This window comes from Streptococcus mitis (genome assembly GCF_002096755.1).
Taxonomy (GTDB): Bacteria; Bacillota; Bacilli; order Lactobacillales; family Streptococcaceae; genus Streptococcus; species Streptococcus mitis_AC.
Genome location: NZ_NCVF01000024.1, coordinates 208,533 through 230,547, shown reverse-complemented (window position 1 = coordinate 230,547; position 22,015 = coordinate 208,533). Strand labels below are relative to the sequence as shown.

The following is a 22,015-nucleotide window of genomic DNA, read 5'->3' as shown; positions in this document are numbered from 1 at the left end:
TTTTCATTATAGGTCATATGGGACTTTTTTTCTACACAAAAATAGGTTCCATAATATCTACAGAGGATTTACCCACTACAAATATTATAGAGCCAAAAAATGAAGAAAGGATTCTTAAAGTAATAATTTTATTCTCTTTCACTAAAAATCTTGACAGTTAAGCTTAAAAAAGGTAAACTATTTACTGGTTAATTAATTGGTTAAATAACCAGTTTAAAAAAACTGTTTAACCGAGAAAAAGAAGTTAAGAAAAGCTTCATCATTTATTGAAATGAGGGATTTATGAAATTCAGTAAAAAATATATAGCAGCTGGATCAGCTGTTATCGTATCCTTGAGTCTTTGTGCTTATGCACTGAACCAGCATCGATCGCAGGAAAATAAGGACAATAATCGTGTCTCTTATGTGGATGGTAGCCAGTCAAGTCAGAAAACTGAAAACCTGACACCAGATCAGGTCAGTCAAAAAGAAGGAATTCAGGCTGAGCAAATTGTCATCAAAATTACAGATCAGGGCTATGTAACGTCACACGGTGATCACTATCATTACTATAATGGGAAAGTTCCTTATGATGCCCTCTTTAGTGAAGAACTTTTGATGAAGGATCCAAATTATCAACTTAAGGATGGAGATATTGTCAATGAAGTCAAGGGTGGTTATATCATCAAGGTCGATGGAAAATATTATGTCTACCTGAAAGATGCAGCTCATGCTGATAATGTTCGAACCAAGGATGAAATCAATCGTCAAAAACAAGAACACATCAAAGATAATGAGAAGGTCAGCTCTGATGTTGCTGTAGCAAGGTCTCAGGGACGCTATACGACAGATGATGGTTATGTCTTTAATCCAGCTGATATTATCGAAGATACGGGTGATGCTTATATCGTTCCTCATGGAGGTCACTATCACTATATTCCAAAAAGTGATTTGTCTTCTAGTGAGTTAGCAGCAGCAAAAGCTCATTTAGCTGGCAAAAATACGCAACCAAGTCAGTTAAGCTATTCTTCAACAGCTAGTGATAATGACACGCAATCTGTAGCACAAGGCTCAACTAGCAAGCCAGAAAGCAAAGTTGAAAATCTCCAAAGTCTATTGAAAGAACTCTACGATTCACCTAGCGACAAACGTTACAGTGAATCAGATGGTTTAGTCTTTGACCCTGCTAAGATTATCAGTCGTACACCAAATGGTGTTGCGATTCCGCATGGTGATCATTATCACTTTATTCCTTACAGCAAGCTCTCTCCTTTAGAAGAAAAGATTGCTAGAATGGTGCCTATCGGTGGAACTGGTTCTACGGTCTCTACAAATGAAAAACCTCATGGAGTAGCGTCTAGTCTAGGAAGTCTTCCAAGCAGTCCATCTACTTTGAATCATCCTTCCTTGCTTACAAATAAGGCTATCTCTTCAACATCTGATGGTTATATCTTTAATCCTAAAGATATTGTCGAAGAAACTGCTACAGCTTATATTGTAAGACATGGCGATCATTTCCATTACATTCCTAAGGCGAACCAAATTGGTCAACCGACTCTTCCAAACAATGGCCTAACAACACCTTCGCCATCTCTTCCAATCAATCCTGGTGTTTCACATGAGGAACATGAAGAAGGTGGACACGGCTTTGATGCTAATCGTATTATTGCGGAAGATGAATCAGGATTTATCATGAGTCATGGTGACCACAATCATTACTTCTTCAAGAAGGATTTGACTGCTGATCAAATCAAGGCCGCACAAGACCACTTGAAAGGGGCAAATACAGCAACACCAAATCCAGCTCATGATGATGATCACGATGAAGATCATCATGGACACCATCATGATGAAGACCATGATCACGGTTTTGATGCCAATCGTGTCATCAGTGAGGATGAACAAGGTTTTGTCATGTCACATGGAGATCACAATCATTACTTCTTCAAGAAAGATTTGACAGCAGAGCAAATTAAGGCAGCTCAGGATCATCTGAAAACACATCATGATGCAGAGCCTGTAAAACCTCTTGCTAAAACGGTAGAGTCTTTCTCACGAGATGCTAGCGATGAAGAAAAGATTGCTTATATTTCTAAGACCTATGGTGTTCCACTTGAAGCGATTAGAATTTCAAACGGATTCTTTGTCTTTGGAAATCCAGACCAAGCCTACGATCCAACTCATATCCACCCATATGCTGTTCGTAAGGAACATGTTCGTTTGCCATTCCAAACTGGCAATCCAGAACTTGATTTCCTAAACGAACTCTACACGACTGCTTTGAGAGATGGCGTGTCTCCGTATAGCTTACAGGTAGAAAATGGTAGTTTTGTGATTCCTCATGGCGACCATAATCACTACATCAAGGTTCAAACTAAGGGGTATGAAGTGGCTTTGAAAAACAAGATTCCAGCTCTACAATCCAATTATCAACCTGGAGCTTTTGATGAGAAGACAGTCTTGGAAAAAGTAGATCAACTTCTAGCTGATAGCAGAAGCATCTACAAAGACAAGCCTATCGAACAAAGACAGATTGAGTTAGCCTTAGGACAGTTTACTGAAAACATGAAGAAATTGGCAACTAACTCTACAGCAGGTTATCTTGCAACCCTTGATCTCTTTGATAAGCAATATATCCATATTGATGAGAGTGTCAAGCCTACTGAAACAAGTGCTTTAGATAAAAAATATCAAGCCTTGATTGATAAAATCAATACTCTGGATACAGACGCTTATGGACTTCCTAAGAAAGACCTTCTCGTTCGACTCCAAGAAGCTAAATTGGCTAAAGATGAGACTGGTTTAGCAGCGGTTGAATCACAACTTCAAGCCTTGCAAGACTTTAATGATCGAACAGGTGTTACAACTGTAGAATACATCAAGTATTTCTACGAACACGTAAATGACGGTCGTTTAAATGATGAACTTCGAAACAAAGTGGCTCAGTTGACTTGGACCTTGTATCAATCTCAATCCTTCCTAAAGGCAGCAGAATTGAACAAATTATTCCCAAACATCTATCAGGCAAAACAAGAAGTGGAAGAAGCGTTGAAAGCTCAGCCAACTACTGCTAAATCGACTCAGACAGTTCTAGATACTGAAAAAGTAGATAACCAAACTGCTAAGACAGCTATTTATGGCTTCTTGAAAGAATTGTACGGAGACTTTATGCCTGAAGAGCATGTCAATCATGTTAGCAAGGAACAAGTAGAAAGTCTCTTGAGCAAGGCAACTCAACTCTTGGAACAAATCCAAGAAGAAGGAATCAGACAATCCTTGGCAGAAGAAGTAGAAAATCTCAAAGCTGCCATAAACAAGGCTGATGCAGACTTGGATGAAGTAAATAGTCAGGTGAAAGATGTCTTGACTCGTATCGCAAGCGCCCTTCAACAAGAAAAGGAAAATGCTGAGCAAGACCCTCAGACACTAGTACTCTATCAAAAACTCTACGATATTCTCATGTCGCTTCATGCTTATTTAGAAAACAATAAGGGTTCTGATGCGGACTTTGATAAGGTGGATGCTCTACTAGATCAACTTTCTGCTAAGAGTAAGGATAAAGCTGCTTTACTTGAATTGACAAAAGCTATTCTAGTCTTGAATCAAGAAATCAAGTCAAAATCAAGTGCGAGTGAAGAAGCAACTCCAGCAACAAATGCCGAGGCAAATGGTGATAAGACAAGTCCCGAAACTGAAACATCAGCAGCTGCAGAATCTAACAGTGAAACTGCCAGCGACGAAAACAAACCGAGCAACGCAACAGATTCTAAACCTACTGAACCAGCGTCAGAAAAGGAAACAACAGAATCTACAACAAGTACTGGAAATCAAGAAAAACCAGCAGAATAAAAAGAAAGGCGAAGTAGCTGAGCTACCTCGTCTTTTTAGTCTTTATAAGCTACGATACCAATGATGGTATCAACCGCACGTTCCATAGTCTGAAGGCTGACGTATTCAAAACGTCCATGCATATTTTCTCCTCCCGCAAAGATATTAGGAGTTGGGATTCCCATAAAGGAAATCTTAGAGCCGTCTGTCCCTCCACGGATTGGTTCGATTATAGGAGTAATCCCCAAATCTTCCATAACTGCTTTGGCAATGGTAATTGGAGTCATATCTTTTTCAATGACTTCTTTCATATTGTAGTACTGGTCTGTCAAGTTTAGGGTGACACGGTCGCTACCAAGTTCTTGATTCATCTTATCAGCGATAGACTGCATTGCTGCTTTACGAGCTTCAAAGGCATCTTTTTCAAAATCACGAATGATGTAGCTTGCACGCGCCTCTTCGACACTACCTATCACATCCATTAGGTGGTAGAAGCCTTGGTAACCTTCTGTTAACTCGGGTCGGTCATTCTCTGGAAGTTGATTATGAAAATCAATTGCTAGCTGAAGGGCATTGACCATCTGCCCTTTGGCAGTACCAGGGTGGACATTGCGTCCTTGGAAATGCAATTCAGCACCAGCGGCTGAGAAGGTCTCGTACTGAAGTTCTCCGAGAGGTCCGCCATCTACAGTATAGGCAAAATCTACATCGAAATCTTCTGCATCAAATTTATTGGCACCAACACCGATTTCTTCATCTGGACCAAAACCAACACGAATCTCACAGTGTTTGATTTCAGGGTGAGCAGTTAGATATTCAATAGCAGTCATAATTTCAGCAATCCCTGACTTGTCATCAGCTCCTAGCAAGGTTGTTCCATCTGTTGTGATGAGCGTTTGTCCTGTATATTTCTCAAGACTCTTAAAGTCAGCTGGATCGAGTTTGAAACCAGAATTTCCAAGTTCAATCACACCACCATCGTAGTTTTCAATTACCTGTGGCTTGACTCCTTCGGCATTAAAATCAGCAGTATCCATGTGGGAGATGAAGCCAATCTTACGTGTTAAAGATGGATCATTGGCTGGCAAGGTTCCAATTGCAAAACCATTTGGTAGATAATAAACATTTTGTAATCCAACACGTTTCATTTCAGGAATAAGAACATTTGTAGCAAAATCTACCTGACTCTGCGTACTTGGAGTAGTAGTAGAGTGTTCATCAGAGCGCGTGTTGACCTTAACGTAGGTTAAGAAGCGGTCCAAGAGATTTGGATAAGTCATAAAAAACTCCTTTTGAATTTATTTTTTCCATTGTATCATAGAAAGAAGAGAAAAACAAAAGACATAAGTTAGGGAAATTCGCTATGTTGGCGTTTACTTATTAATGGATAAATGATAAAATAAACTTGATAAAAATATCACAAGGAAGCGATTATGAAAAAAGCAATTTTAATGATGACTTTCGGTTCACCAGAAGAGATTACCTTTGAAGGTGTGGCTGATTTTTTCACAAATATTCGTCGTGGAGTGAGACCTCAAGACCACGAAATTCAAACTCTCTATGATAATTATGTACGAATTGGCGGCACGCCTCTGCAAAAAATTACGCGTGAAGAGGTTGCCTTGGTAGAGGCTAGGCTGGGAAATGAGTATAGTGTTTATTTTGCTAATAAGTTTTCCAGTCCCTTTATTCCAAATGTGATTGGTCAGATGGAAGCAGACGGAATCGAGCAGTGTATTTGCTTGATTTTGGAGCCTCATTATTCTTTCTATTCTGTCATGGGCTATGAAAAATTTTTAGAAAGCAAGCAGATCCAATTTTTTGTTATTAAGGACTGGTATCAAGAAGAAGCGCTCTTAAACTATTGGGCAGATGAAATTGCTAAGATTTTAAAAGAAGAAGTAAAGCAGGATAGCTTTAAAGTCATCTTTTCAGCCCATAGTGTGCCCATTTTTGCCTTGGATTTTGGTGATCCTTATATCGACCAAATTTTTGAAAATAGCAAGCTAGTCGCTGAAAAGCTGGGTTTGAGTTCCGAGCAATATACAAACACTTGGCAAAGTGAGAGTGATATCGGGATTCCATGGATTAAGCCAGATGTTTTGGAATATCTTAGAGAACAAAAAGAACATCCAGACCATTATATTTTTGTTCCTATCAGTTTTATCAGTGAGCACATTGAAGTCTTGTTTGACAACGATGTGGAATGTTATGACTTGTGTCAGGAATTGGGGGTGAACTATCATCGTCCACCAATGCCAAATACAGATTCTCGTTTGATTGATGCCTTGGTTAATACAGTCAGAGCTAATGAACATCAAGAATTTAAGGAATTTCTCCCAGAAGAAGAAACCTTTGATGAGTTAGTTCCTTCAGATGAAACTAAAAATATCTTGGCCGAATCTCAAGATTTACAAATGCCAGAATTTGTAAAAAAATTGATTGAGAAAAAAGGTCGTGAAAATGTTAAGATGCCTTATCTTATTAAGAAAATGCTTGAGAAAGCAGGCAAGTTACCGAAAGAGTAAAGAAAAAAGGATTTAGCTTTGTGCTAGATCCTTTTAATCGATTATTTTTTCTCAAGAAGAGCTTTGATTTCTTGAAGTACTTCCAATTCAGTTGGTCCAGCTGGAGCTTCTTCAACAGTTTCTTCTTTCTTAGTAAGGCTTTGGGCTTTTTCCATAGCTTTAATAACGAAGAAGAGAACAGTACCTACAACAAGGAAGTTGATAATAGCACTCAAGAATTTACCATATGTAACACCATTCCATGCAAGTTCAGCGATGTTTTGTACTTTCGCAGCTTCCAAGGCTGGGTTCAATAGTAGAGGAGTGATGATATCATTTACAAATGAAGTAACGATTGCACCAAAAGCAGAGGCAATGATCACACCGACAGCAAGGTCAACAACATTACCACGAAGCAAAAATGCTTTAAGATCTTTTAACATTTTCATAATTCCTTTCCAAAATTTTTACTCTTGATTATATATTAATTAAGAAGTTCTTGCAAGCTATATGTTTAAAATTTTTCTTATTTTTTAAAAATAAATACCTTACTAAAAATGTAATTGAGGATAATTATCAAGAATTGTGAAATAACGGTTTCAATACTATTAACCTTGTCTATATTATTATTTACAAATTGCCCGATAATATTAGGAAACTGAGTTACAAAGATAAAAGTTAAAAACAAGTCTAAAAGAAAAGTAGAAAGACGTGCTATAGTAAATTTTACTAAACGAATTGACCAATTCTCTCTAGCTTGCTTAAAGACAAGCCTATCATTTGTAATAAATGCAAATAGGATACCGATACTATTTGCTAGTCCAGTAGCAAGGAGTTCTCTATGAGTTAGTTGATAAATGACTAATCTAGATAGAATGGAGACAAGAGTAGTTGCTATTCCAAAAAAAAGATAGGCTAAGAGCTCATTCACGAAGAGACTTTCAATACGTTTTTTCATGCTTTTAGTATAGCATAAAGCAGGCTATTGTGCTATACTAGTAAGGTTGAATAAAGCAACCCTTGGTGCTTAGCTTCTTTCACCAAGCATATTACACGCGGATAACCCGCTAAAGGAGAAAAGATGAAAAAATTAACTATTCGTGATGTTGCAGATATTGCAATCGTCGCTGCTATCTATGTCGTTTTGACTGTTACACCGCCTCTAAATGCCATCAGCTATGGTGCTTATCAGTTCCGTATTTCAGAAATGATGAACTTTATGGCTTTTTACAATCCTAAGTATATCATTGGAGTTACCATCGGTTGTATGATTGCTAATTTCTTTAGCTTCGGACTGCTAGATGTCTTTGTTGGTGGTGGATCAACCCTAGTATTCCTTAGTCTAGGTGTTTGGCTTTTTGCAAAATACAGCAAAGATTACCTCTTTAATGGATTAATTCGAAAAGATCATTTCTTCTTTTCAATCCTCTTTTCAATTTCCATGTTTACCATCGCTGCAGAGTTGAATATTGTAGCGCAATTACCATTTTTCCTTACTTGGTTTACAACAGGAGTTGGTGAATTTGCTTCATTGATTATTGGAGCGATTATCATTGGAAAAATTGGTCGTCGAATCGATTTAAGCAAATAGAAGAAGATAAGCTAGGTGGCTCTTACCTGGCTTTTTCTTATGGAAAATTTCTAAGGAAACTTGACAAGTTTTTCTAACTATAGTATACTTCTTAAGTAAGCTGATTTAGCTCAGTTGGCAGAGCGCATCCATGGTAAGGATGAGGTCGCCGGTTCAATCCCGGCAATTAGCATAAAATAGACAGAAAAGCCCTTGATTTACAAGGGTTTTTGTTATGTATTTGTTATGTATGCATCAAATGTTTCAAAGATATTTCTATTCAGCTGTGTAAATGAAACTAAAAAGTTTCGTCTGTTGACAAAAGTCATTCTCTTTAGTAGAATAGTAGATGCGATGAGTCGATAGGTAGTCTTCGGACTACTATTGAGCATAAGGAGGTCATAACGCAGGAGCGGACCTTGATGAGTTGTGTGAACCTGCTCATCACATGAAGATGCCTCTTAGTCCCTAGTCTAGCGACTGGGGATTTTTATTTTCCAAAAAATGATGAAAAAGCTTTGCAATTCATGGAAAAAGTAGTATAATACTTCTATTATAGAAATTTTTAGAAAATTCCGAAAGAGGTTATTTATGGGATATACAGTTGCTGTAGTCGGCGCGACAGGTGCTGTCGGAGCTCAGATGATAAAAATGTTGGAAGAATCAACACTTCCAATCGATAAAATTCGTTACCTTGCTTCTGCACGTTCAGCAGGCAAGACTTTGAAATTTAAAGATCAAGATATTACGATTGAAGAAACGACTGAAACAGCTTTTGAAGGAATTGACATTGCTCTCTTTTCGGCAGGTGGTTCTACATCAGCTAAGTATGCACCATACGCAGTAAAAGCTGGCGCGGTAGTAGTAGATAATACATCTTACTTCCGTCAAAATCCAGATGTTCCTTTGGTTGTTCCAGAGGTCAATGCTCATGCACTTGATGCCCACCACGGGATTATTGCTTGCCCTAACTGTTCAACAATCCAAATGATGGTGGCGCTTGAGCCAGTTCGTCAAAAATGGGGTTTGGACCGTATCATTGTTTCAACTTACCAAGCAGTTTCAGGTGCTGGTATGGGAGCAATTCTTGAGACACAACGTGAACTTCGTGAAGTCTTGAATGATGGAGTGAAACCACGTGATTTACATGCCGAAATCTTGCCTTCAGGTGGAGACAAGAAACATTATCCTATCGCCTTCAATGCTCTTCCACAAATCGATGTCTTCACTGACAATGATTACACTTACGAAGAGATGAAGATGACTAAGGAAACTAAGAAAATTATGGAAGATGATAGCATTGCAGTATCTGCAACGTGTGTGCGTATTCCAGTCTTGTCAGCTCACTCTGAGTCTGTTTACATCGAAACAAAAGAAGTGGCTCCAATCGAAGAAGTAAAAGCAGCTATCGCAGCTTTCCCAGGTGCTGTCCTTGAAGATGATGTGGCTCATCAAATCTATCCTCAAGCCATTAATGCAGTGGGTTCACGTGATACCTTTGTTGGTCGTATCCGTAAAGACTTGGATGCAGAAAAAGGAATTCACATGTGGGTTGTTTCAGATAACCTGCTCAAAGGTGCTGCTTGGAACTCAGTTCAGATTGCAGAAACTCTTCATGAACGTGGCTTGGTTCGTCCAACGGCCGAATTGAAATTTGAATTAAAATAGTCATATCGTTTAGGAGTTCAGATGAACTCCTTCTTTGAAATAGAGAGGTGTTTCTCATGTCTTATAAAGATTTAAAAGAGTGTAAAATCATCACAGCCTTTATTACCCCCTTCCATGAGGATGGTTCCATCAATTTTGATGCCATTCCAGCCTTGATTGAGCATTTGTTGGCGCATCATACAGACGGAATTCTCCTTGCAGGGACCACTGCTGAGAGTCCAACCTTGACCCACGATGAAGAGTTGGAACTCTTTGCGGCTGTACAAAAGATTGTCAATGGACGCGTTCCTTTGATTGCGGGTGTAGGTACTAATGATACGCGTGACTCTATTGAGTTTGTCAAAGAAGTAGCGGAATTTGGCGGTTTTGCTGCTGGACTTGCTATCGTACCTTACTACAACAAACCTTCTCAAGAAGGAATGTATCAGCATTTTAAAGCCATTGCAGATGCTTCTGACTTACCAATTATTATCTATAACATTCCAGGGCGTGTAGTTGTCGAATTGACTCCAGAAACCATGCTTCGCTTGGCAGATCATCCAAATATCATTGGTGTCAAAGAATGTACTAGCTTGGCTAATATGGCTTACTTGATTGAGCACAAACCTGAAGAATTCTTGATTTATACAGGTGAGGATGGAGATGCTTTCCATGCCATGAACCTTGGTGCTGACGGGGTTATTTCTGTTGCCTCCCATACAAATGGGGATGAAATGCACGAGATGTTTACTGCCATTGCAGAAAGTGATATGAAGACAGCAGCAGCTATTCAGCGCAAGTTCATTCCTAAGGTTAATGCCCTCTTCTCATATCCAAGTCCTGCTCCAGTTAAAGCTGTTCTTAACTATATGGGATTTGAAGCTGGCCCAACACGCTTACCTCTAGTTCCAGCACCAGAAGAAGATGCCAAACGCATTATCAAGGTTGTCGTAGATGGCGACTACGAAGCGACTAAGGCAACTGTAACAGGTGTCCTAAGACCAGATTATTAATGAAGGCTAAAAAATCCATGACCGTATGAAGGATCATGGATTTTCTTATTTTCCTAAACAGAATTGACTAAAAAGTTGGGTGATAAGTTCATCAGGAGCCGCATCTCCAGTGATTTCTCCGAGGATTTCCCAAGTACGAGTCAAGTCAACTTGAAGCAAGTCAACTGGCATTCCCAGTTCAAGACCTTCATTAACAGCTTGTAGGCTTTCAACAGCCTTCTCAATCAAGGAAATATGACGGGCATTTGACAAGTAAGTTGCGTCTTGCTCAACCAAACCAGCATTTTCAAAGAAGAGGTTGTTAATACGTTCTTCAATCTTATCAATATTTTGGTTTTTAAGGACTGAAATACGAATAACGTCTTCAGGTAGTTCCGAAGTTTCAATCGCTTCAGGCAGGTCGGTTTTATTAAGAAGAATAATACGGTTTGTATCTTGGCTAATCTCAAGAAGTTGTCGGTCTTGGGTAGTTAATGACTCGCTAGCGTTTAGCACTAGCAGAACCAAGTCAGCTTCCTTAAGGGCTTTTTTTGAACGCTCAACACCGATTTGTTCAACGATATCATCCGTTTCACGAATACCAGCTGTGTCAATCAATTTTAGAGGAACACCGTTGATGTTGACGTATTCTTCGATAACATCTCGAGTAGTACCAGCAATATCGGTTACGATTGCCTTGTCTTCACGCAAGAGGTTGTTGAGAAGGCTTGATTTCCCAACGTTAGGACGGCCGATGATAGCTGTTGAAATTCCCTCACGGAGGATTTTACCGCGACGGGCTGTCCTAAGGAGATTGGTTAGCAATTGCTCAAACTTCATAGTCTTATCACGGACAACGGCAGTAGTGGCTTCCTCAACATCGTCATACTCAGGATAATCAATATTAACCTCGACTTGGGCAAGAGTATTGAGGATTTCTTGACGGGTATTATTAATCAGCTCAGAAAGGGAACCGTCTAATTGTTTAACTGCAATGTTCATAGCCTTGTCTGTCTTAGCACGGATGATGTCCATAACGGCCTCAGCCTGCGTCAAATCTACGCGACCGTTTAGGAAGGCACGTTTAGTAAATTCACCAGGTTCAGCCAATCGAGCTCCTTCACGAATCGCTAGTTGTAATATTTCATTAGTGACTGCAATCCCACCGTGAGTGTTAATCTCGATAATATCTTCACGAGTGAAGGTCTTTGGAGATTTCATAGCCCCAACCATAACCTCGTCCATGACTTTTCCTGTCTGAGGGTCAATAATGTGACCGTAGTTGAGAGTGTGGCTGGCAACCTTGTTCAAGTCTTTTCCTTTAAAGATCTTTTGCGCAATAGCAAAACTTTCTGTTCCGCTCAGGCGGACAATACCAATAGCCCCTTCACCTAGTGGAGTAGAGATAGCAGCGATGGTATCAAATTCACGTGTAATCATAATATTTCCTTTAATAAATAGCTCTTTTCTTGGAAATTTTTCCAAGTCTCTTTTCAAATTGTAACAAATTTGAACTATTTCTTCAATGGATGCTACTTGGAGAATGAAAAAGCCTAAGCAATTCTGCTTAAGCTAGCTTATTTGGTGCGCATTTCCCCTTGTGGGAAGTAAGTTCCTTCAGGCATGTCGTTGATGATGACATGGACAGCAGATTGAGGGGCTCCAGTGTTACGGACGACCGCTTCCGTTACTTCCTTAGCAAGAGCCTTCTTTTGCTCGAGCGTGCGTCCTTCAAATAAATCGATGCGTACAAATGGCATAATAGCTTCCTCCACTAGTTTTTGATTTCTTCTATTTTACCACATTTTGCCGTTTAAAGCTTAAGAAAATTATGATATACTAGAATGTAGCAAAAATTTAGAAATGGACGTGAAGCAAGAAACATGGCACAGTTGTATTATCGTTATGGGACCATGAACTCTGGTAAGACGATTGAGATTCTCAAGGTAGCCTATAACTATGAGGAGCAGGGAAAAGGTGTTGTGATTATGACCTCGGCTCTGGATACGCGTGACGGTGTTGGTTATGTGTCGAGTCGGATTGGCATGAAACGCCCTGCTCTTGCGATTGAGGAGACGACGGATATCTTTGGCTATATCCGAGACCTACCAGAAAAGCCTTACTGTGTTTTGGTCGATGAAGCCCAGTTTCTCAAGCGTCACCATGTTTACGATCTAGCTCGTGTTGTTGATGAGTTAGATATACCCGTCATGGCTTTTGGTTTGAAAAATGATTTTCGCAATGAACTGTTCGAAGGTTCCAAGTATCTCTTGCTTTTAGCAGATAAGATTGATGAAATCAAGACCATTTGTCAGTATTGCAAGAAAAAGGCGACCATGGTGTTGCGTACTCAGGATGGACTGCCCGTTTATGATGGTGAGCAGATTCAGATCGGTGGCAATGAAACCTATATCTCGGTTTGCCGTAAACATTATTTTGCGCCAATGATAACCTCTAACAAGGAGCAAAACTATGACAATTGAACTAAGAGATGTTACAATGGAAAATTATTTTGATGTTTTGAATTTGGATGTCAAGGAATATCAAAAACAATTCATTGCAACCAACGCAATTAGTTTAGCTGAAGCATACGTCTACACTAAAAATGGAGATTTTGTAGCTCCATTGACAGTTTATGATAATGATGCAATTATAGGTTTTGTGATGATAGCTTATGATAAAAAGATCGGAATTAGTAGTGGAAATTATTTACTATTTCGTTTTATGATTGATAAGAATTTTCAAAATCAAGGATATTTTAAACCAATTATGGATAAAGTGCTAGACTATGTTCGGACAGCGCCAGCAGGTTTAAGCAATAAACTTTGGTTGTCTTATGAACCAGAAAATGAACATGCAAGATATTGTTACCTCAGTTATGGATTTAAAGAAACTGGGGAAATATCCGAGAACGAAGTAGTAGCAATCTATGATTTAACAATTGAGAAATAAGGAGAAAAAATGAACATCTATGATCAACTACAAGCTGTAGAAGACCGTTATGAAGAGTTGGGAGAATTACTGAGTGACCCTGATGTGGTCTCTGATACCAAGCGTTTCATGGAGCTTTCAAAAGAGGAGGCTTCTACTCGTGACACAGTAACAGCCTACCGTGAGTACAAACAAGTACTTCAAAACATCGTTGATGCTGAAGAGATGATTAAGGAATCAGGCGGAGATGCTGACTTGGAAGAAATGGCCAAGCAAGAACTCAAAGATGCCAAGGCTGAAAAAGAAGAATACGAAGAAAAACTCAAAATTTTGCTCCTTCCAAAAGATCCAAACGATGACAAGAATATCATCCTTGAAATCCGTGGAGCAGCTGGTGGAGATGAAGCAGCACTTTTTGCTGGGGATTTGCTAACCATGTATCAAAAGTATGCGGAAGCCCAAGGCTGGCGCTTTGAAGTTATGGAAGCCTCTATGAATGGTGTCGGTGGTTTCAAAGAAGTGGTTGCCATGGTTTCAGGTCAATCTGTTTACTCTAAACTCAAGTACGAATCAGGTGCCCATCGTGTGCAACGTGTCCCTGTGACAGAAAGCCAAGGCCGTGTTCATACTTCAACAGCAACAGTTCTTGTCATGCCTGAAGTCGAAGAAGTAGAATACGATATTGATCCAAAAGACCTTCGTGTCGATATCTATCACGCCTCTGGTGCTGGTGGACAGAACGTCAATAAGGTTGCGACTGCTGTTCGTATCGTTCACTTGCCAACCAATATCAAGGTTGAGATGCAGGAAGAACGTACCCAGCAGAAGAACCGTGAGAAGGCCATGAAAATCATTCGTGCGCGTGTTGCTGACCACTTTGCTCAGATTGCACAAGATGAACAAGACGCTGAGCGTAAGTCAACAATCGGTACTGGTGACCGTTCAGAACGAATTCGTACTTATAACTTCCCACAAAACCGTGTTACAGACCACCGTATTGGATTGACCCTTCAAAAACTAGATACCATTTTGTCTGGTAAATTGGATGAAGTCGTGGATGCCTTGGTGCTCTATGATCAAACACAAAAATTAGAAGAATTAAACAAATAATGAAATTAGCTCAATTATTTTCAGATTTTGAAGAAGAGTTGATAAGACAAGGAGAGGAAGCTGAAAGCCTCTCTTTTGTCTATCGTAGCCTGAAAAATCTTTCTTTTACAGATTTTGTCTTTGCCCTCCAGCAAGAGGTAAACAAGGAAGAAAAACAATTTGTAAAAGGAATTTTCCAACAGTTAGCAGCTCATAAACCAGCCCAGTACATCATTGGACAGACAGATTTTTATGGAATGCAGTTAACAGTTGATGAGCGGGTCTTGATTCCTCGTCCAGAAACAGAGGAGTTGGTGGAGCTTATCCTAGCTGAAAATCCTGAGACGAATCTTTCTGTTCTGGATATTGGAACAGGTAGTGGAGCCATAGCCCTTGCCTTAGCAAAAAACAGACCAGATTGGTCAGTAACAGCAGCGGATATTTCCCAAGATGCTTTAGATTTAGCTAGCGAGAATGCTAAAAATCAAAAATTTAATATATTTTTTAAAAAATCTGATTGTTTTGCAGAAATTTCTGAAAAATATGATATAATTGTATCCAATCCACCCTATATCTCTCGTGAAGATGAGTCAGAGGTAGGCTTGAATGTTTTGTATTCGGAGCCTCATCTAGCTCTCTTTGCAGCCGAGGATGGCCTAGCTATTTACCGTAGAATTGCGGAAGATGCAAAAGACTATCTCAAAGATGGTGGTAAGATTTACCTTGAAATTGGATACAAGCAAGGTCAAAGTGTTCCTGAACTTTTTAGTAAGCATCTTCCTGAAAAACGAGTACGAACACTTAAGGACCAATTTGGTCAAGATAGGATGGTTGTGGTTGATGATGGACAGGATTAGACAAGAGTTGGAAAAGGGCGGGGCAGTTGTTTTACCTACGGAGACGGTTTACGGTCTCTTTGCCAAGGCTTTAGACGAAGAAGCAGTTGACCATGTTTACCAGCTCAAACGTCGTCCAAGAGACAAGGCACTAAATCTCAATATCGCCTCTCTAGAGGACATCTTGCACTTTTCTAAGAATCAGCCACCTTATCTACAAAAACTTGTAGAGAACTTTTTACCAGGTCCCTTAACCATCATTCTCGAAGCCAATGACCGAGTTCCCTATTGGGTCAATTCTGGTCTTGCAACTGTTGGATTTCGGATGCCTAGTCATCCCATTACCCTTGATTTGATTCGAGAGACAGGTCCCTTGATTGGGCCGTCTGCCAATATTTCAGGTCAGGCAAGTGGAGTGACCTTTGAACAAATTCTGAAGAATTTTGATCAAGAGGTTCTGGGTCTGGAAGACGATGCTTTTTTAACTGGACAGGATTCAACTATCGTGGATTTGTCTGGAGACAAGGTGAGAATCTTACGCCAAGGGGCGATTAAGCGAGAAGATATTCTTGCTCAGTTGCCAGAGATTTCTTTTGAGGAGGAATGAAATGCTAAGAGACTTAAGAGAAACTGATTTGAAAGCTATATGTGACATTAACCAAGAGGCTTTGGGCTATTCTTTTAGTCCAGAGGAAACGGCTAGTCAACTAGCTAGACTATCTCAGAATTCCCATCATTTCTTACTTGCTTATGAGGATGCAGCTAGTCATGCCTTGCTTGGATATGTCCACGCTGAGGTCTATGAATCACTTTATTCTAAAGCAGGATTTAATATTTTAGCTTTAGCAGTTTCACCTCAAGCGCAAGGTCAAGGTATTGGTAAAAGCTTACTGCAAGGGTTGGAGCAAGAAGCAAAAAGACGCGGCTATGGGTTTATCCGCTTAAACTCTGCTGATCATCGTCTGGGTGCTCATGCATTTTATGAAAAAGTTGGTTATACTTGTGATAAAGTGCAAAAACGATTTATTCGCATCTTTTAGTTTATTTTCTTGTTGTAAAACAAACTAAAGGACCAGTTACACTATAAAGGAGAAGACCTATGATTTTTGACAAAGACGATTTTAAAGCATACGATACTGATCTCTGGAATGCTATTGCCAAAGAAGAAGAACGCCAACAAAACAACATTGAATTGATTGCTTCGGAAAACGTGGTTTCCAAGGCAGTTATGGCAGCTCAAGGGTCTATCTTGACGAATAAATACGCCGAAGGCTACCCAGGACGCCGTTATTATGGTGGAACAGATGTAGTAGACGTAGTAGAGACTCTAGCTATTGAACGCGCTAAAGAAATTTTCGGTGCTAAATTTGCCAATGTCCAACCACACTCAGGAAGCCAAGCCAACTGTGCGGCTTACATGGCCTTGATTGAGCCTGGCGATACGGTTATGGGAATGGATTTGGCTGCAGGTGGTCACTTGACCCACGGGGCTCCTGTTAGCTTCTCTGGTCAAACCTACAACTTTGTTTCTTATAGTGTGGATCCTGAAACAGAACTCTTGGACTTTGATGCTATCTTGAAACAAGCCCAAGAAGTAAAACCAAAACTAATCGTAGCTGGTGCTTCAGCCTATTCTCAAATTATCGACTTCTCAAAATTCCGTGAAATCGCAGATGCTGTTGGAGCTAAGCTCATGGTGGATATGGCTCATATCGCTGGTTTGGTTGCTGCTGGTTTCCACCCAAGCCCAGTGCCATACGCTCACATCACGACAACAACAACCCACAAAACCCTTCGTGGACCTCGTGGTGGTTTGATTTTGACTAATGACGAAGAACTTGCTAAGAAAATCAATTCAGCTATTTTCCCAGGTATTCAGGGCGGTCCTTTGGAGCATGTTGTTGCTGCGAAGGCTGTTTCCTTCAAAGAAGTTTTGGATCCAGCCTTCAAGGAATATGCTGCCAATGTTATCAAAAACAGCAAGGCTATGGTAGAAGTCTTCTTGCAAGATCCTGATTTCCGTATCATTTCTGGTGGGACTGAAAACCACCTCTTCCTAGTGGATGTTACTAAGGTTGTAGAAAATGGAAAAGTTGCTCAAAACTTGCTGGATGAAGTCAATATTACCCTAAATAAAAACTCAATTCCTTATGAAACCTTGTCACCATTCAAGACAAGTGGGATTCGTATCGGATCTGCAGCCATTACTGCACGTGGATTTGGTGAAGAAGAAAGTCGCAAAGTGGCTGAACTCATCATTAAAACCCTTAAAAATGCAGAAAATGAGGCTGTCTTAGAAGAAGTGAGAAGAGCAGTCAAAGAATTGACAGATGCCTTCCCATTATACGAGGACTAATACTTTTATGGACATTTATATTAAGAAAGCCATTATCCATCAGTTCAGCCCGGATGATACCGAGCTGTTCCTAGCGGATAAGCTTCTCAATATTACTCCAAAAATCGAAGAATACCTGCGTAGAAAAATTGAACGTGTGTATTCAGATGAAGCCAAGACTGGGATTTTCGAAGAAGAAAATCCCTTCTTCAATCACATCACTGACGATTTGTTGGAGACATCAGTCACACTGGCTAATCTCTGGAAAGAAGAGTTCAGTATTTCTGAAAATCTCAAGACCAATGACTTGATTTTTGTGCAATTTTCTAAAGAAGGCGTGGAACATTTCGCTTTCTTGCGAATTACCCTGCGTGAGACCTTGACCCACCTCGGAGGAGAGGTCGATAATCCAATCAAGCTGACTCAGAATAACCTGCCTGGATTTGGAACGGGTGCTGATGAGGCCTTGGTGGTCAATCTTCAGAGTCGCAAGTACCATCTCATTGAAAAACGCATCAAGTACAATGGGACTTTCTTGAACTATTTTTCAGACAATCTTCTTGCCGTTTCCCCTAAGATTTCTCCCAAGAAATCTATCAAGGAACTGGAAAAAACGGCCCAGAGAATTGCTGAATCTTTTAATACAGATGATTTTCAATTTCAATCCAAGGTCAAATCAGCGATTTTCAACAATCTAGAAGAAAGTAATGAATTATCGCCTGAAAAATTGGCCAATGACCTTTTTGATAATAATCTAACGGCTCGATTGAGTTTTATTGACCAAGTGAAAGAAGCTGTCCCAGAACCTGTTCAATTTGATGAAATTGATGCCAGTCGTCAGCTTAAAAAATTTGAAAACCAAAAACTTTCCTTGTCAAATGGAATTGAGCTCATAGTTCCTAATAACGTCTATCAAGACGCCGAGTCTGTTGAGTTTATCCAAAACGACAATGGAACCTACTCTATCTTAATCAAAAATATCGAGGATATCCAAAGTAAATAATGTTTAAACGAATTCGAAGAGTGCTTGTACTAGCAGTCTTCCTTTTTGCTGGATATAAAGCTTACCACGTTCACCAGGATGTCAAGCAAGTCATGACCTATCAACCCATGGTGCGAGAAATCTTGAGTGAAAAAGACACCCCAGCAAACGAAGAGCTTGTGCTCGCTATGATTTATACTGAAACAAAAGGAAAAGAAGGCGATGTTATGCAGTCTAGTGAGTCTGCAAGTGGTTCCACCAATACCATCAATGATAATGCTTCTAGCATTCGGCAAGGTGTTCAAACTCTGACAGATAATCTCTATCTGGCCCAGAAGAAGGGTGTTGATGTCTGGACAGCTGTTCAAGCCTATAATTTTGGACCTGCCTATATCGATTTTATCGCCCAAAATGGCAAGGAAAATACCTTGGCTCTGGCCAAACAGTACTCTCGTGAGACTGTTGCCCCCTTGCTTGGTAATACCACTGGAAAGACTTATAGTTATATGCACCCCATTTCCATTTTTCATGGAGCCGAACTCTATGTAAACGGAGGAAACTATTACTATTCTAGACAGGTGCAACTCAACCTTTACATCATAAAATGTTTCACTCTCTTTTCGACATCTGGCTAGCCCAGGTGTTTTTGTTATAAGTTTTCTTTAAGATAGATATATTACTCTAGAAAGGTAAAGGAGGAAAATCCCTATGAGAAAGAAACTCTTTCTGACCAGTGCTGCTGTCTTGTGGGCAGTAACAGCTATGAATAGCGCCCATGCAGCAACAGATGTTCAAAAAGTCATCGATGAAACCTATGTCCAACCTGAATATGTCCTAGGTTCTTCATTGTCTGAAGATCAAAAAAATCAAACCCTAAAAAAACTAGGTTACAATGCCTCAACAGACACCAAAGAACTCAAGACCATGACACCTGATGTCTATTCTAAGATTATGAATGTTGCTAATGACTCTAGTTTACAGTTGTATTCATCAGCCAAGATTCAAAAACTAGGTGACAAGTCGCCACTTGAGGTCAAGATTGAAACACCAGAAAACATCACTAAGGTGACTCAGGATATGTACCGAAATGCAGCCGTAACTTTGGGTGTGGAACACGCCAAAATCACTGTAGCAGCACCTATTCCAGTTACAGGTGAGAGTGCCTTAGCCGGGATTTACTATTCGCTAGAGGCTAACGGAGCCAAGGTACCACAAGCCAACAAAGATTTGGCTCAAGAAGAGTTGAAGGCTTTGTCAGATATCAATGCTGAAAACAAGGACAAAACTGGCTATGATGCTAATAAATTAAACGTTGCCCTAGCTGATATCAAGTCAGCACTCGCCAAAGCTAAAGAAAGTAAGGGAAATCTGACGGAGGAAGATGTCCGTAAAATCGTTGAAGATACTTTGAAAAATTACAAACTTGATCAGGTCATAACAGGAAACCAGATCAATATCATCATCAATTTTGCTTTGAATCTCTCAAAGAGTGATATCCTCAGCAATGCAGACTTCACTAAAACCCTGAATGACCTTAAACAAAGTATTGTTTCACAAGCTGGCGACAGTTTTAAAAATATTAACCTTAACTTTGATGCTGATAAGGCACTTGAGGATGGCGGTAATTTCCTAAGCTCCCTCTGGCAAGCCATTGTCAACTTCTTCAAGAGTTTTGGTTCTTAAGAAATTTCATGGTATAATAGATGGTAACCGTAACGTTGCCGTCTTTTTTGTCGGCCAATAGAAAGAGAAGAGAATGTTAAAGAAAAATGATATTGTAGAAGTTGAAATTGTTGACTTGACCCACGAAGGGGCCGGGGTGGCCAAGGTGGATGGTTTGGTATTCTTTGTTGAGAATGCTTTACCGAGTGAAAAAATCCTTATGCGTGTCCTAAAGGTCAATAAAAAGATTGGTTTTGGGAAGGTTGAAGAATACCTTGTCCAGTCACCATACCGTAATCAAGATTTAGATTTGGCTTACCTGCGTTCAGGAATCGCTGATTTAGGACACTTTGCCTACTCAGAACAGCTCAAATTTAAAACTAAGCAAGTTAAGGACAGTCTATATAAGATTGCTGGAATTGCTGATGTAGAGGTTGCTGAAACGCTAGGTATGGAAAATCCAGTCAAGTACCGCAACAAGGCGCAGGTGCCTGTTCGTCGAGTAAATGGTGTCTTGGAAACTGGCTTTTTCCGTAAGAATTCCCATGACCTCATGCCTCTAGAAGATTTCTTTATCCAAGACCCTGTGATTGATGAGGTAGTAGTAGCCCTACGCGACTTGCTCCGTCGTTATGATTTGAAACCTTATGATGAAAAGGAACAAGCTGGCTTGATTCGTAATCTTGTGGTGCGTCGCGGACACTATTCAGGTCAAATTATGATTATTTTGGTAACAACTCGTCCTAAAATTTTTCGTGTCGACCAATTGATTGAACAACTAATCAAGCAATTTCCAGAGATTGTGTCTGTTATGCAAAATATTAATGACCAGAACACTAATGCTATTTTTGGTAAGGAATGGCGTACGCTTTATGGTCAAGACTATATTACCGACCAAATGTTGGGAAATGACTACCAAATCGCTGGTCCCGCTTTTTACCAAGTCAATACTGAAATGGCTGAGAAACTTTATCAGACAGCCATTGACTTTGCTGAATTAAAAAAAGATGATGTGGTTATTGATGCTTATTCTGGTATTGGAACAATTGGCCTCTCTGTTGCGAAACACATCAAAAAAGTCTACGGTGTAGAGGTTATTCCAGAAGCGGTTGAGAATAGCAAAAAGAATGCTCAGCTCAACAATATCTCAAACGCTCACTATGTCTGTGATACAGCTGAAAATGCTATGAAGAATTGGCTTAAAGATGGGATTCAACCGACCGTTATCTTGGTTGATCCTCCACGCAAGGGATTAACCGAAAGCTTTATCAAAGCAAGCGCCCAAACAGGAGCAGACCGTATTGCCTATATCTCCTGCAATGTCGCAACCATGGCGCGTGATATCAAACTCTACCAAGAATTGGGATACGATTTGAAGAAAGTCCAGCCGGTGGATCTTTTTCCACAAACGCACCACGTGGAGTGTGTAGTGTTGCTACAACGAAAAAAAGGGTGAAAATCCTTGATTTTAAGCTATTTTCCAAGCATTTTGTCTTTGTAGATAAAGGCAATTTTGACGTCAAAAAAGTCCTAAAAAGGCACATAGATGTATATGTATTTGTAGATGTCGTTTGCGCATCGGAAAAATGAATACAACAATAAATATTTATCTAAAGAGAGAACAATTGTATATTGTTCTCCTTTTTTTATTTTCAGG

At 39.9% G+C, this 22,015-nt stretch carries 21 protein-coding genes, 1 tRNA gene and 1 riboswitch; of the genes, 17 read left to right on the top strand and 5 right to left on the bottom strand.

The window, feature by feature from the left end:
- Positions 1-282: 282 nt before the first annotated feature.
- A complete protein-coding gene (locus tag B7700_RS07310; RefSeq protein ID WP_084888073.1) occupies positions 283-3,828 on the top strand; it encodes a pneumococcal-type histidine triad protein in 3,546 nt (1,181 codons plus the stop codon).
- 35 nt (positions 3,829-3,863) lie between these two features.
- Here the strand turns inward: B7700_RS07310 and pepT are convergent, their stop codons facing one another.
- On the bottom strand, positions 3,864-5,087 hold the full coding sequence (pepT, locus tag B7700_RS07305) for a peptidase T (protein ID WP_084888071.1): 1,224 nt from the start codon (positions 5,085-5,087) through the stop codon (positions 3,864-3,866).
- A gap of 153 nt (positions 5,088-5,240) precedes the next feature.
- Here pepT and hemH point away from each other — a divergent pair, with 153 nt between their 5' ends.
- The gene (hemH, locus tag B7700_RS07300) at positions 5,241-6,335 is read left to right on the top strand and encodes a ferrochelatase (RefSeq protein WP_084888069.1); all 1,095 of its coding nucleotides are present in this window, start codon (positions 5,241-5,243) and stop codon (positions 6,333-6,335) included.
- Between the two features lie 41 nt (positions 6,336-6,376).
- Here the strand turns inward: hemH and mscL are convergent, their stop codons facing one another.
- Both mscL and B7700_RS07290 read right to left on the bottom strand, forming a co-directional pair.
- Positions 6,377-6,757 (bottom strand): large conductance mechanosensitive channel protein MscL, encoded by a 381-nt coding sequence (gene mscL, locus B7700_RS07295; protein WP_000910199.1) that lies wholly within the window; start codon positions 6,755-6,757, stop codon positions 6,377-6,379.
- A gap of 83 nt (positions 6,758-6,840) precedes the next feature.
- Positions 6,841-7,272, bottom strand: a complete 432-nt coding sequence (locus tag B7700_RS07290) for a GtrA family protein (protein ID WP_084888067.1) — start codon at positions 7,270-7,272, stop codon at positions 6,841-6,843.
- Between the two features lie 28 nt (positions 7,273-7,300).
- Positions 7,301-7,398: riboswitch (PreQ1 riboswitch) on the top strand.
- On the opposite strand from B7700_RS07290, the gene B7700_RS07285 reads away from it, so the two are divergent.
- The 4 genes from B7700_RS07285 to dapA all read left to right on the top strand — a co-directional run bounded on the left by B7700_RS07285 (position 7,396) and on the right by dapA (position 10,544).
- Positions 7,396-7,905 carry a QueT transporter family protein gene (locus tag B7700_RS07285; protein WP_000737073.1) on the top strand — a complete coding sequence of 170 codons (510 nt, stop codon included), beginning with the start codon at positions 7,396-7,398 and terminating at the stop codon, positions 7,903-7,905. It overlaps the preceding riboswitch by 3 nt.
- A gap of 99 nt (positions 7,906-8,004) precedes the next feature.
- Positions 8,005-8,077 (top strand) — tRNA-Thr (locus tag B7700_RS07280).
- Between the two features lie 398 nt (positions 8,078-8,475).
- Positions 8,476-9,552: an aspartate-semialdehyde dehydrogenase gene (locus tag B7700_RS07275; RefSeq protein WP_084888064.1), complete on the top strand. Its 1,077-nt coding sequence runs from the start codon at positions 8,476-8,478 to the stop codon at positions 9,550-9,552.
- A 56-nt stretch (positions 9,553-9,608) separates the two neighbouring features.
- Positions 9,609-10,544, top strand: coding sequence for a 4-hydroxy-tetrahydrodipicolinate synthase (gene dapA / locus B7700_RS07270; protein WP_084888062.1), 936 nt, complete (start codon positions 9,609-9,611; stop codon positions 10,542-10,544).
- A gap of 45 nt (positions 10,545-10,589) precedes the next feature.
- On the opposite strand, the gene mnmE is transcribed toward dapA, so the two are convergent.
- Both mnmE and B7700_RS07260 read right to left on the bottom strand, forming a co-directional pair.
- Positions 10,590-11,963: a tRNA uridine-5-carboxymethylaminomethyl(34) synthesis GTPase MnmE gene (gene mnmE, locus B7700_RS07265; protein WP_084888059.1), complete on the bottom strand. Its 1,374-nt coding sequence runs from the start codon at positions 11,961-11,963 to the stop codon at positions 10,590-10,592.
- 137 nt (positions 11,964-12,100) lie between these two features.
- Positions 12,101-12,283 (bottom strand): 4-oxalocrotonate tautomerase, encoded by a 183-nt coding sequence (locus B7700_RS07260; RefSeq protein WP_001117401.1) that lies wholly within the window; start codon positions 12,281-12,283, stop codon positions 12,101-12,103.
- Between the two features lie 123 nt (positions 12,284-12,406).
- On the opposite strand from B7700_RS07260, the gene B7700_RS07255 reads away from it, so the two are divergent.
- The 11 genes from B7700_RS07255 (at position 12,407) to rlmD (ending at position 21,814) form a co-directional block, all read left to right on the top strand.
- On the top strand, positions 12,407-13,006 hold the full coding sequence (locus tag B7700_RS07255) for a thymidine kinase (protein ID WP_000068144.1): 600 nt from the start codon (positions 12,407-12,409) through the stop codon (positions 13,004-13,006).
- On the top strand, positions 12,996-13,475 hold the full coding sequence (locus B7700_RS07250) for a GNAT family N-acetyltransferase (protein WP_000151337.1): 480 nt from the start codon (positions 12,996-12,998) through the stop codon (positions 13,473-13,475). Before B7700_RS07255 ends, B7700_RS07250 begins: the two co-directional genes overlap by 11 nt.
- Positions 13,476-13,484: 9 nt before the next feature.
- Positions 13,485-14,564, top strand: a complete 1,080-nt coding sequence (gene prfA, locus B7700_RS07245) for a peptide chain release factor 1 (RefSeq protein ID WP_001028815.1) — start codon at positions 13,485-13,487, stop codon at positions 14,562-14,564.
- Positions 14,564-15,400: a peptide chain release factor N(5)-glutamine methyltransferase gene (prmC, locus tag B7700_RS07240; RefSeq protein ID WP_084888057.1), complete on the top strand. Its 837-nt coding sequence runs from the start codon at positions 14,564-14,566 to the stop codon at positions 15,398-15,400. The genes prfA and prmC overlap by 1 nt, the downstream gene beginning before the upstream one ends.
- Positions 15,384-15,986 (top strand): L-threonylcarbamoyladenylate synthase, encoded by a 603-nt coding sequence (locus tag B7700_RS07235; protein ID WP_192855674.1) that lies wholly within the window; start codon positions 15,384-15,386, stop codon positions 15,984-15,986. Before prmC ends, B7700_RS07235 begins: the two co-directional genes overlap by 17 nt.
- Position 15,987: 1 nt before the next feature.
- Positions 15,988-16,419 (top strand): GNAT family N-acetyltransferase, encoded by a 432-nt coding sequence (locus B7700_RS07230; RefSeq protein WP_084888052.1) that lies wholly within the window; start codon positions 15,988-15,990, stop codon positions 16,417-16,419.
- A gap of 59 nt (positions 16,420-16,478) precedes the next feature.
- Complete coding sequence (gene glyA / locus B7700_RS07225; protein ID WP_084888050.1) at positions 16,479-17,735, top strand: serine hydroxymethyltransferase; 1,257 nt, start codon at positions 16,479-16,481, stop codon at positions 17,733-17,735.
- 7 nt (positions 17,736-17,742) lie between these two features.
- Positions 17,743-18,717, top strand: a complete 975-nt coding sequence (locus tag B7700_RS07220; RefSeq protein ID WP_192855673.1) for a nucleoid-associated protein — start codon at positions 17,743-17,745, stop codon at positions 18,715-18,717.
- Positions 18,717-19,331, top strand: coding sequence for a cell wall hydrolase Pmp23 (gene pmp23 / locus B7700_RS07215; protein WP_084888046.1), 615 nt, complete (start codon positions 18,717-18,719; stop codon positions 19,329-19,331). Before B7700_RS07220 ends, pmp23 begins: the two co-directional genes overlap by 1 nt.
- Positions 19,332-19,404: 73 nt before the next feature.
- Positions 19,405-20,379: a DUF1002 domain-containing protein gene (locus B7700_RS07210; RefSeq protein ID WP_084888044.1), complete on the top strand. Its 975-nt coding sequence runs from the start codon at positions 19,405-19,407 to the stop codon at positions 20,377-20,379.
- Between the two features lie 73 nt (positions 20,380-20,452).
- Complete coding sequence (gene rlmD, locus B7700_RS07205) at positions 20,453-21,814, top strand: 23S rRNA (uracil(1939)-C(5))-methyltransferase RlmD (protein ID WP_084888042.1); 1,362 nt, start codon at positions 20,453-20,455, stop codon at positions 21,812-21,814.
- Positions 21,815-22,015 lie beyond the last annotated feature (201 nt).

Bases quoted from the DNA above. Each gene is read 5' to 3' on its own strand.
- B7700_RS07255 (WP_000068144.1), top strand. From the start codon at position 12,407: ATGGCACAGTTGTATTATCGTTATGGGACCATGAACTCTGGTAAGACG.
- B7700_RS07275 (WP_084888064.1), top strand. From the start codon at position 8,476: ATGGGATATACAGTTGCTGTAGTCGGCGCGACAGGTGCTGTCGGAGCT.
- glyA (WP_084888050.1), top strand. From the start codon at position 16,479: ATGATTTTTGACAAAGACGATTTTAAAGCATACGATACTGATCTCTGG.
- pmp23 (WP_084888046.1), top strand. From the start codon at position 18,717: ATGTTTAAACGAATTCGAAGAGTGCTTGTACTAGCAGTCTTCCTTTTT.
- rlmD (WP_084888042.1), top strand. From the start codon at position 20,453: ATGTTAAAGAAAAATGATATTGTAGAAGTTGAAATTGTTGACTTGACC.
- pepT (WP_084888071.1), bottom strand. From the start codon at position 5,087: ATGACTTATCCAAATCTCTTGGACCGCTTCTTAACCTACGTTAAGGTC.
- B7700_RS07285 (WP_000737073.1), top strand. From the start codon at position 7,396: ATGAAAAAATTAACTATTCGTGATGTTGCAGATATTGCAATCGTCGCT.
- B7700_RS07290 (WP_084888067.1), bottom strand. From the start codon at position 7,272: ATGAAAAAACGTATTGAAAGTCTCTTCGTGAATGAGCTCTTAGCCTAT.
- B7700_RS07235 (WP_192855674.1), top strand. From the start codon at position 15,384: ATGATGGACAGGATTAGACAAGAGTTGGAAAAGGGCGGGGCAGTTGTT.
- prfA (WP_001028815.1), top strand. From the start codon at position 13,485: ATGAACATCTATGATCAACTACAAGCTGTAGAAGACCGTTATGAAGAG.
- mscL (WP_000910199.1), bottom strand. From the start codon at position 6,757: ATGTTAAAAGATCTTAAAGCATTTTTGCTTCGTGGTAATGTTGTTGAC.
- B7700_RS07220 (WP_192855673.1), top strand. From the start codon at position 17,743: ATGGACATTTATATTAAGAAAGCCATTATCCATCAGTTCAGCCCGGAT.
- B7700_RS07250 (WP_000151337.1), top strand. From the start codon at position 12,996: ATGACAATTGAACTAAGAGATGTTACAATGGAAAATTATTTTGATGTT.
- dapA (WP_084888062.1), top strand. From the start codon at position 9,609: ATGTCTTATAAAGATTTAAAAGAGTGTAAAATCATCACAGCCTTTATT.
- B7700_RS07310 (WP_084888073.1), top strand. From the start codon at position 283: ATGAAATTCAGTAAAAAATATATAGCAGCTGGATCAGCTGTTATCGTA.
- hemH (WP_084888069.1), top strand. From the start codon at position 5,241: ATGAAAAAAGCAATTTTAATGATGACTTTCGGTTCACCAGAAGAGATT.
- prmC (WP_084888057.1), top strand. From the start codon at position 14,564: ATGAAATTAGCTCAATTATTTTCAGATTTTGAAGAAGAGTTGATAAGA.
- mnmE (WP_084888059.1), bottom strand. From the start codon at position 11,963: ATGATTACACGTGAATTTGATACCATCGCTGCTATCTCTACTCCACTA.
- B7700_RS07210 (WP_084888044.1), top strand. From the start codon at position 19,405: ATGAGAAAGAAACTCTTTCTGACCAGTGCTGCTGTCTTGTGGGCAGTA.
- B7700_RS07260 (WP_001117401.1), bottom strand. From the start codon at position 12,283: ATGCCATTTGTACGCATCGATTTATTTGAAGGACGCACGCTCGAGCAA.
- B7700_RS07230 (WP_084888052.1), top strand. From the start codon at position 15,988: ATGCTAAGAGACTTAAGAGAAACTGATTTGAAAGCTATATGTGACATT.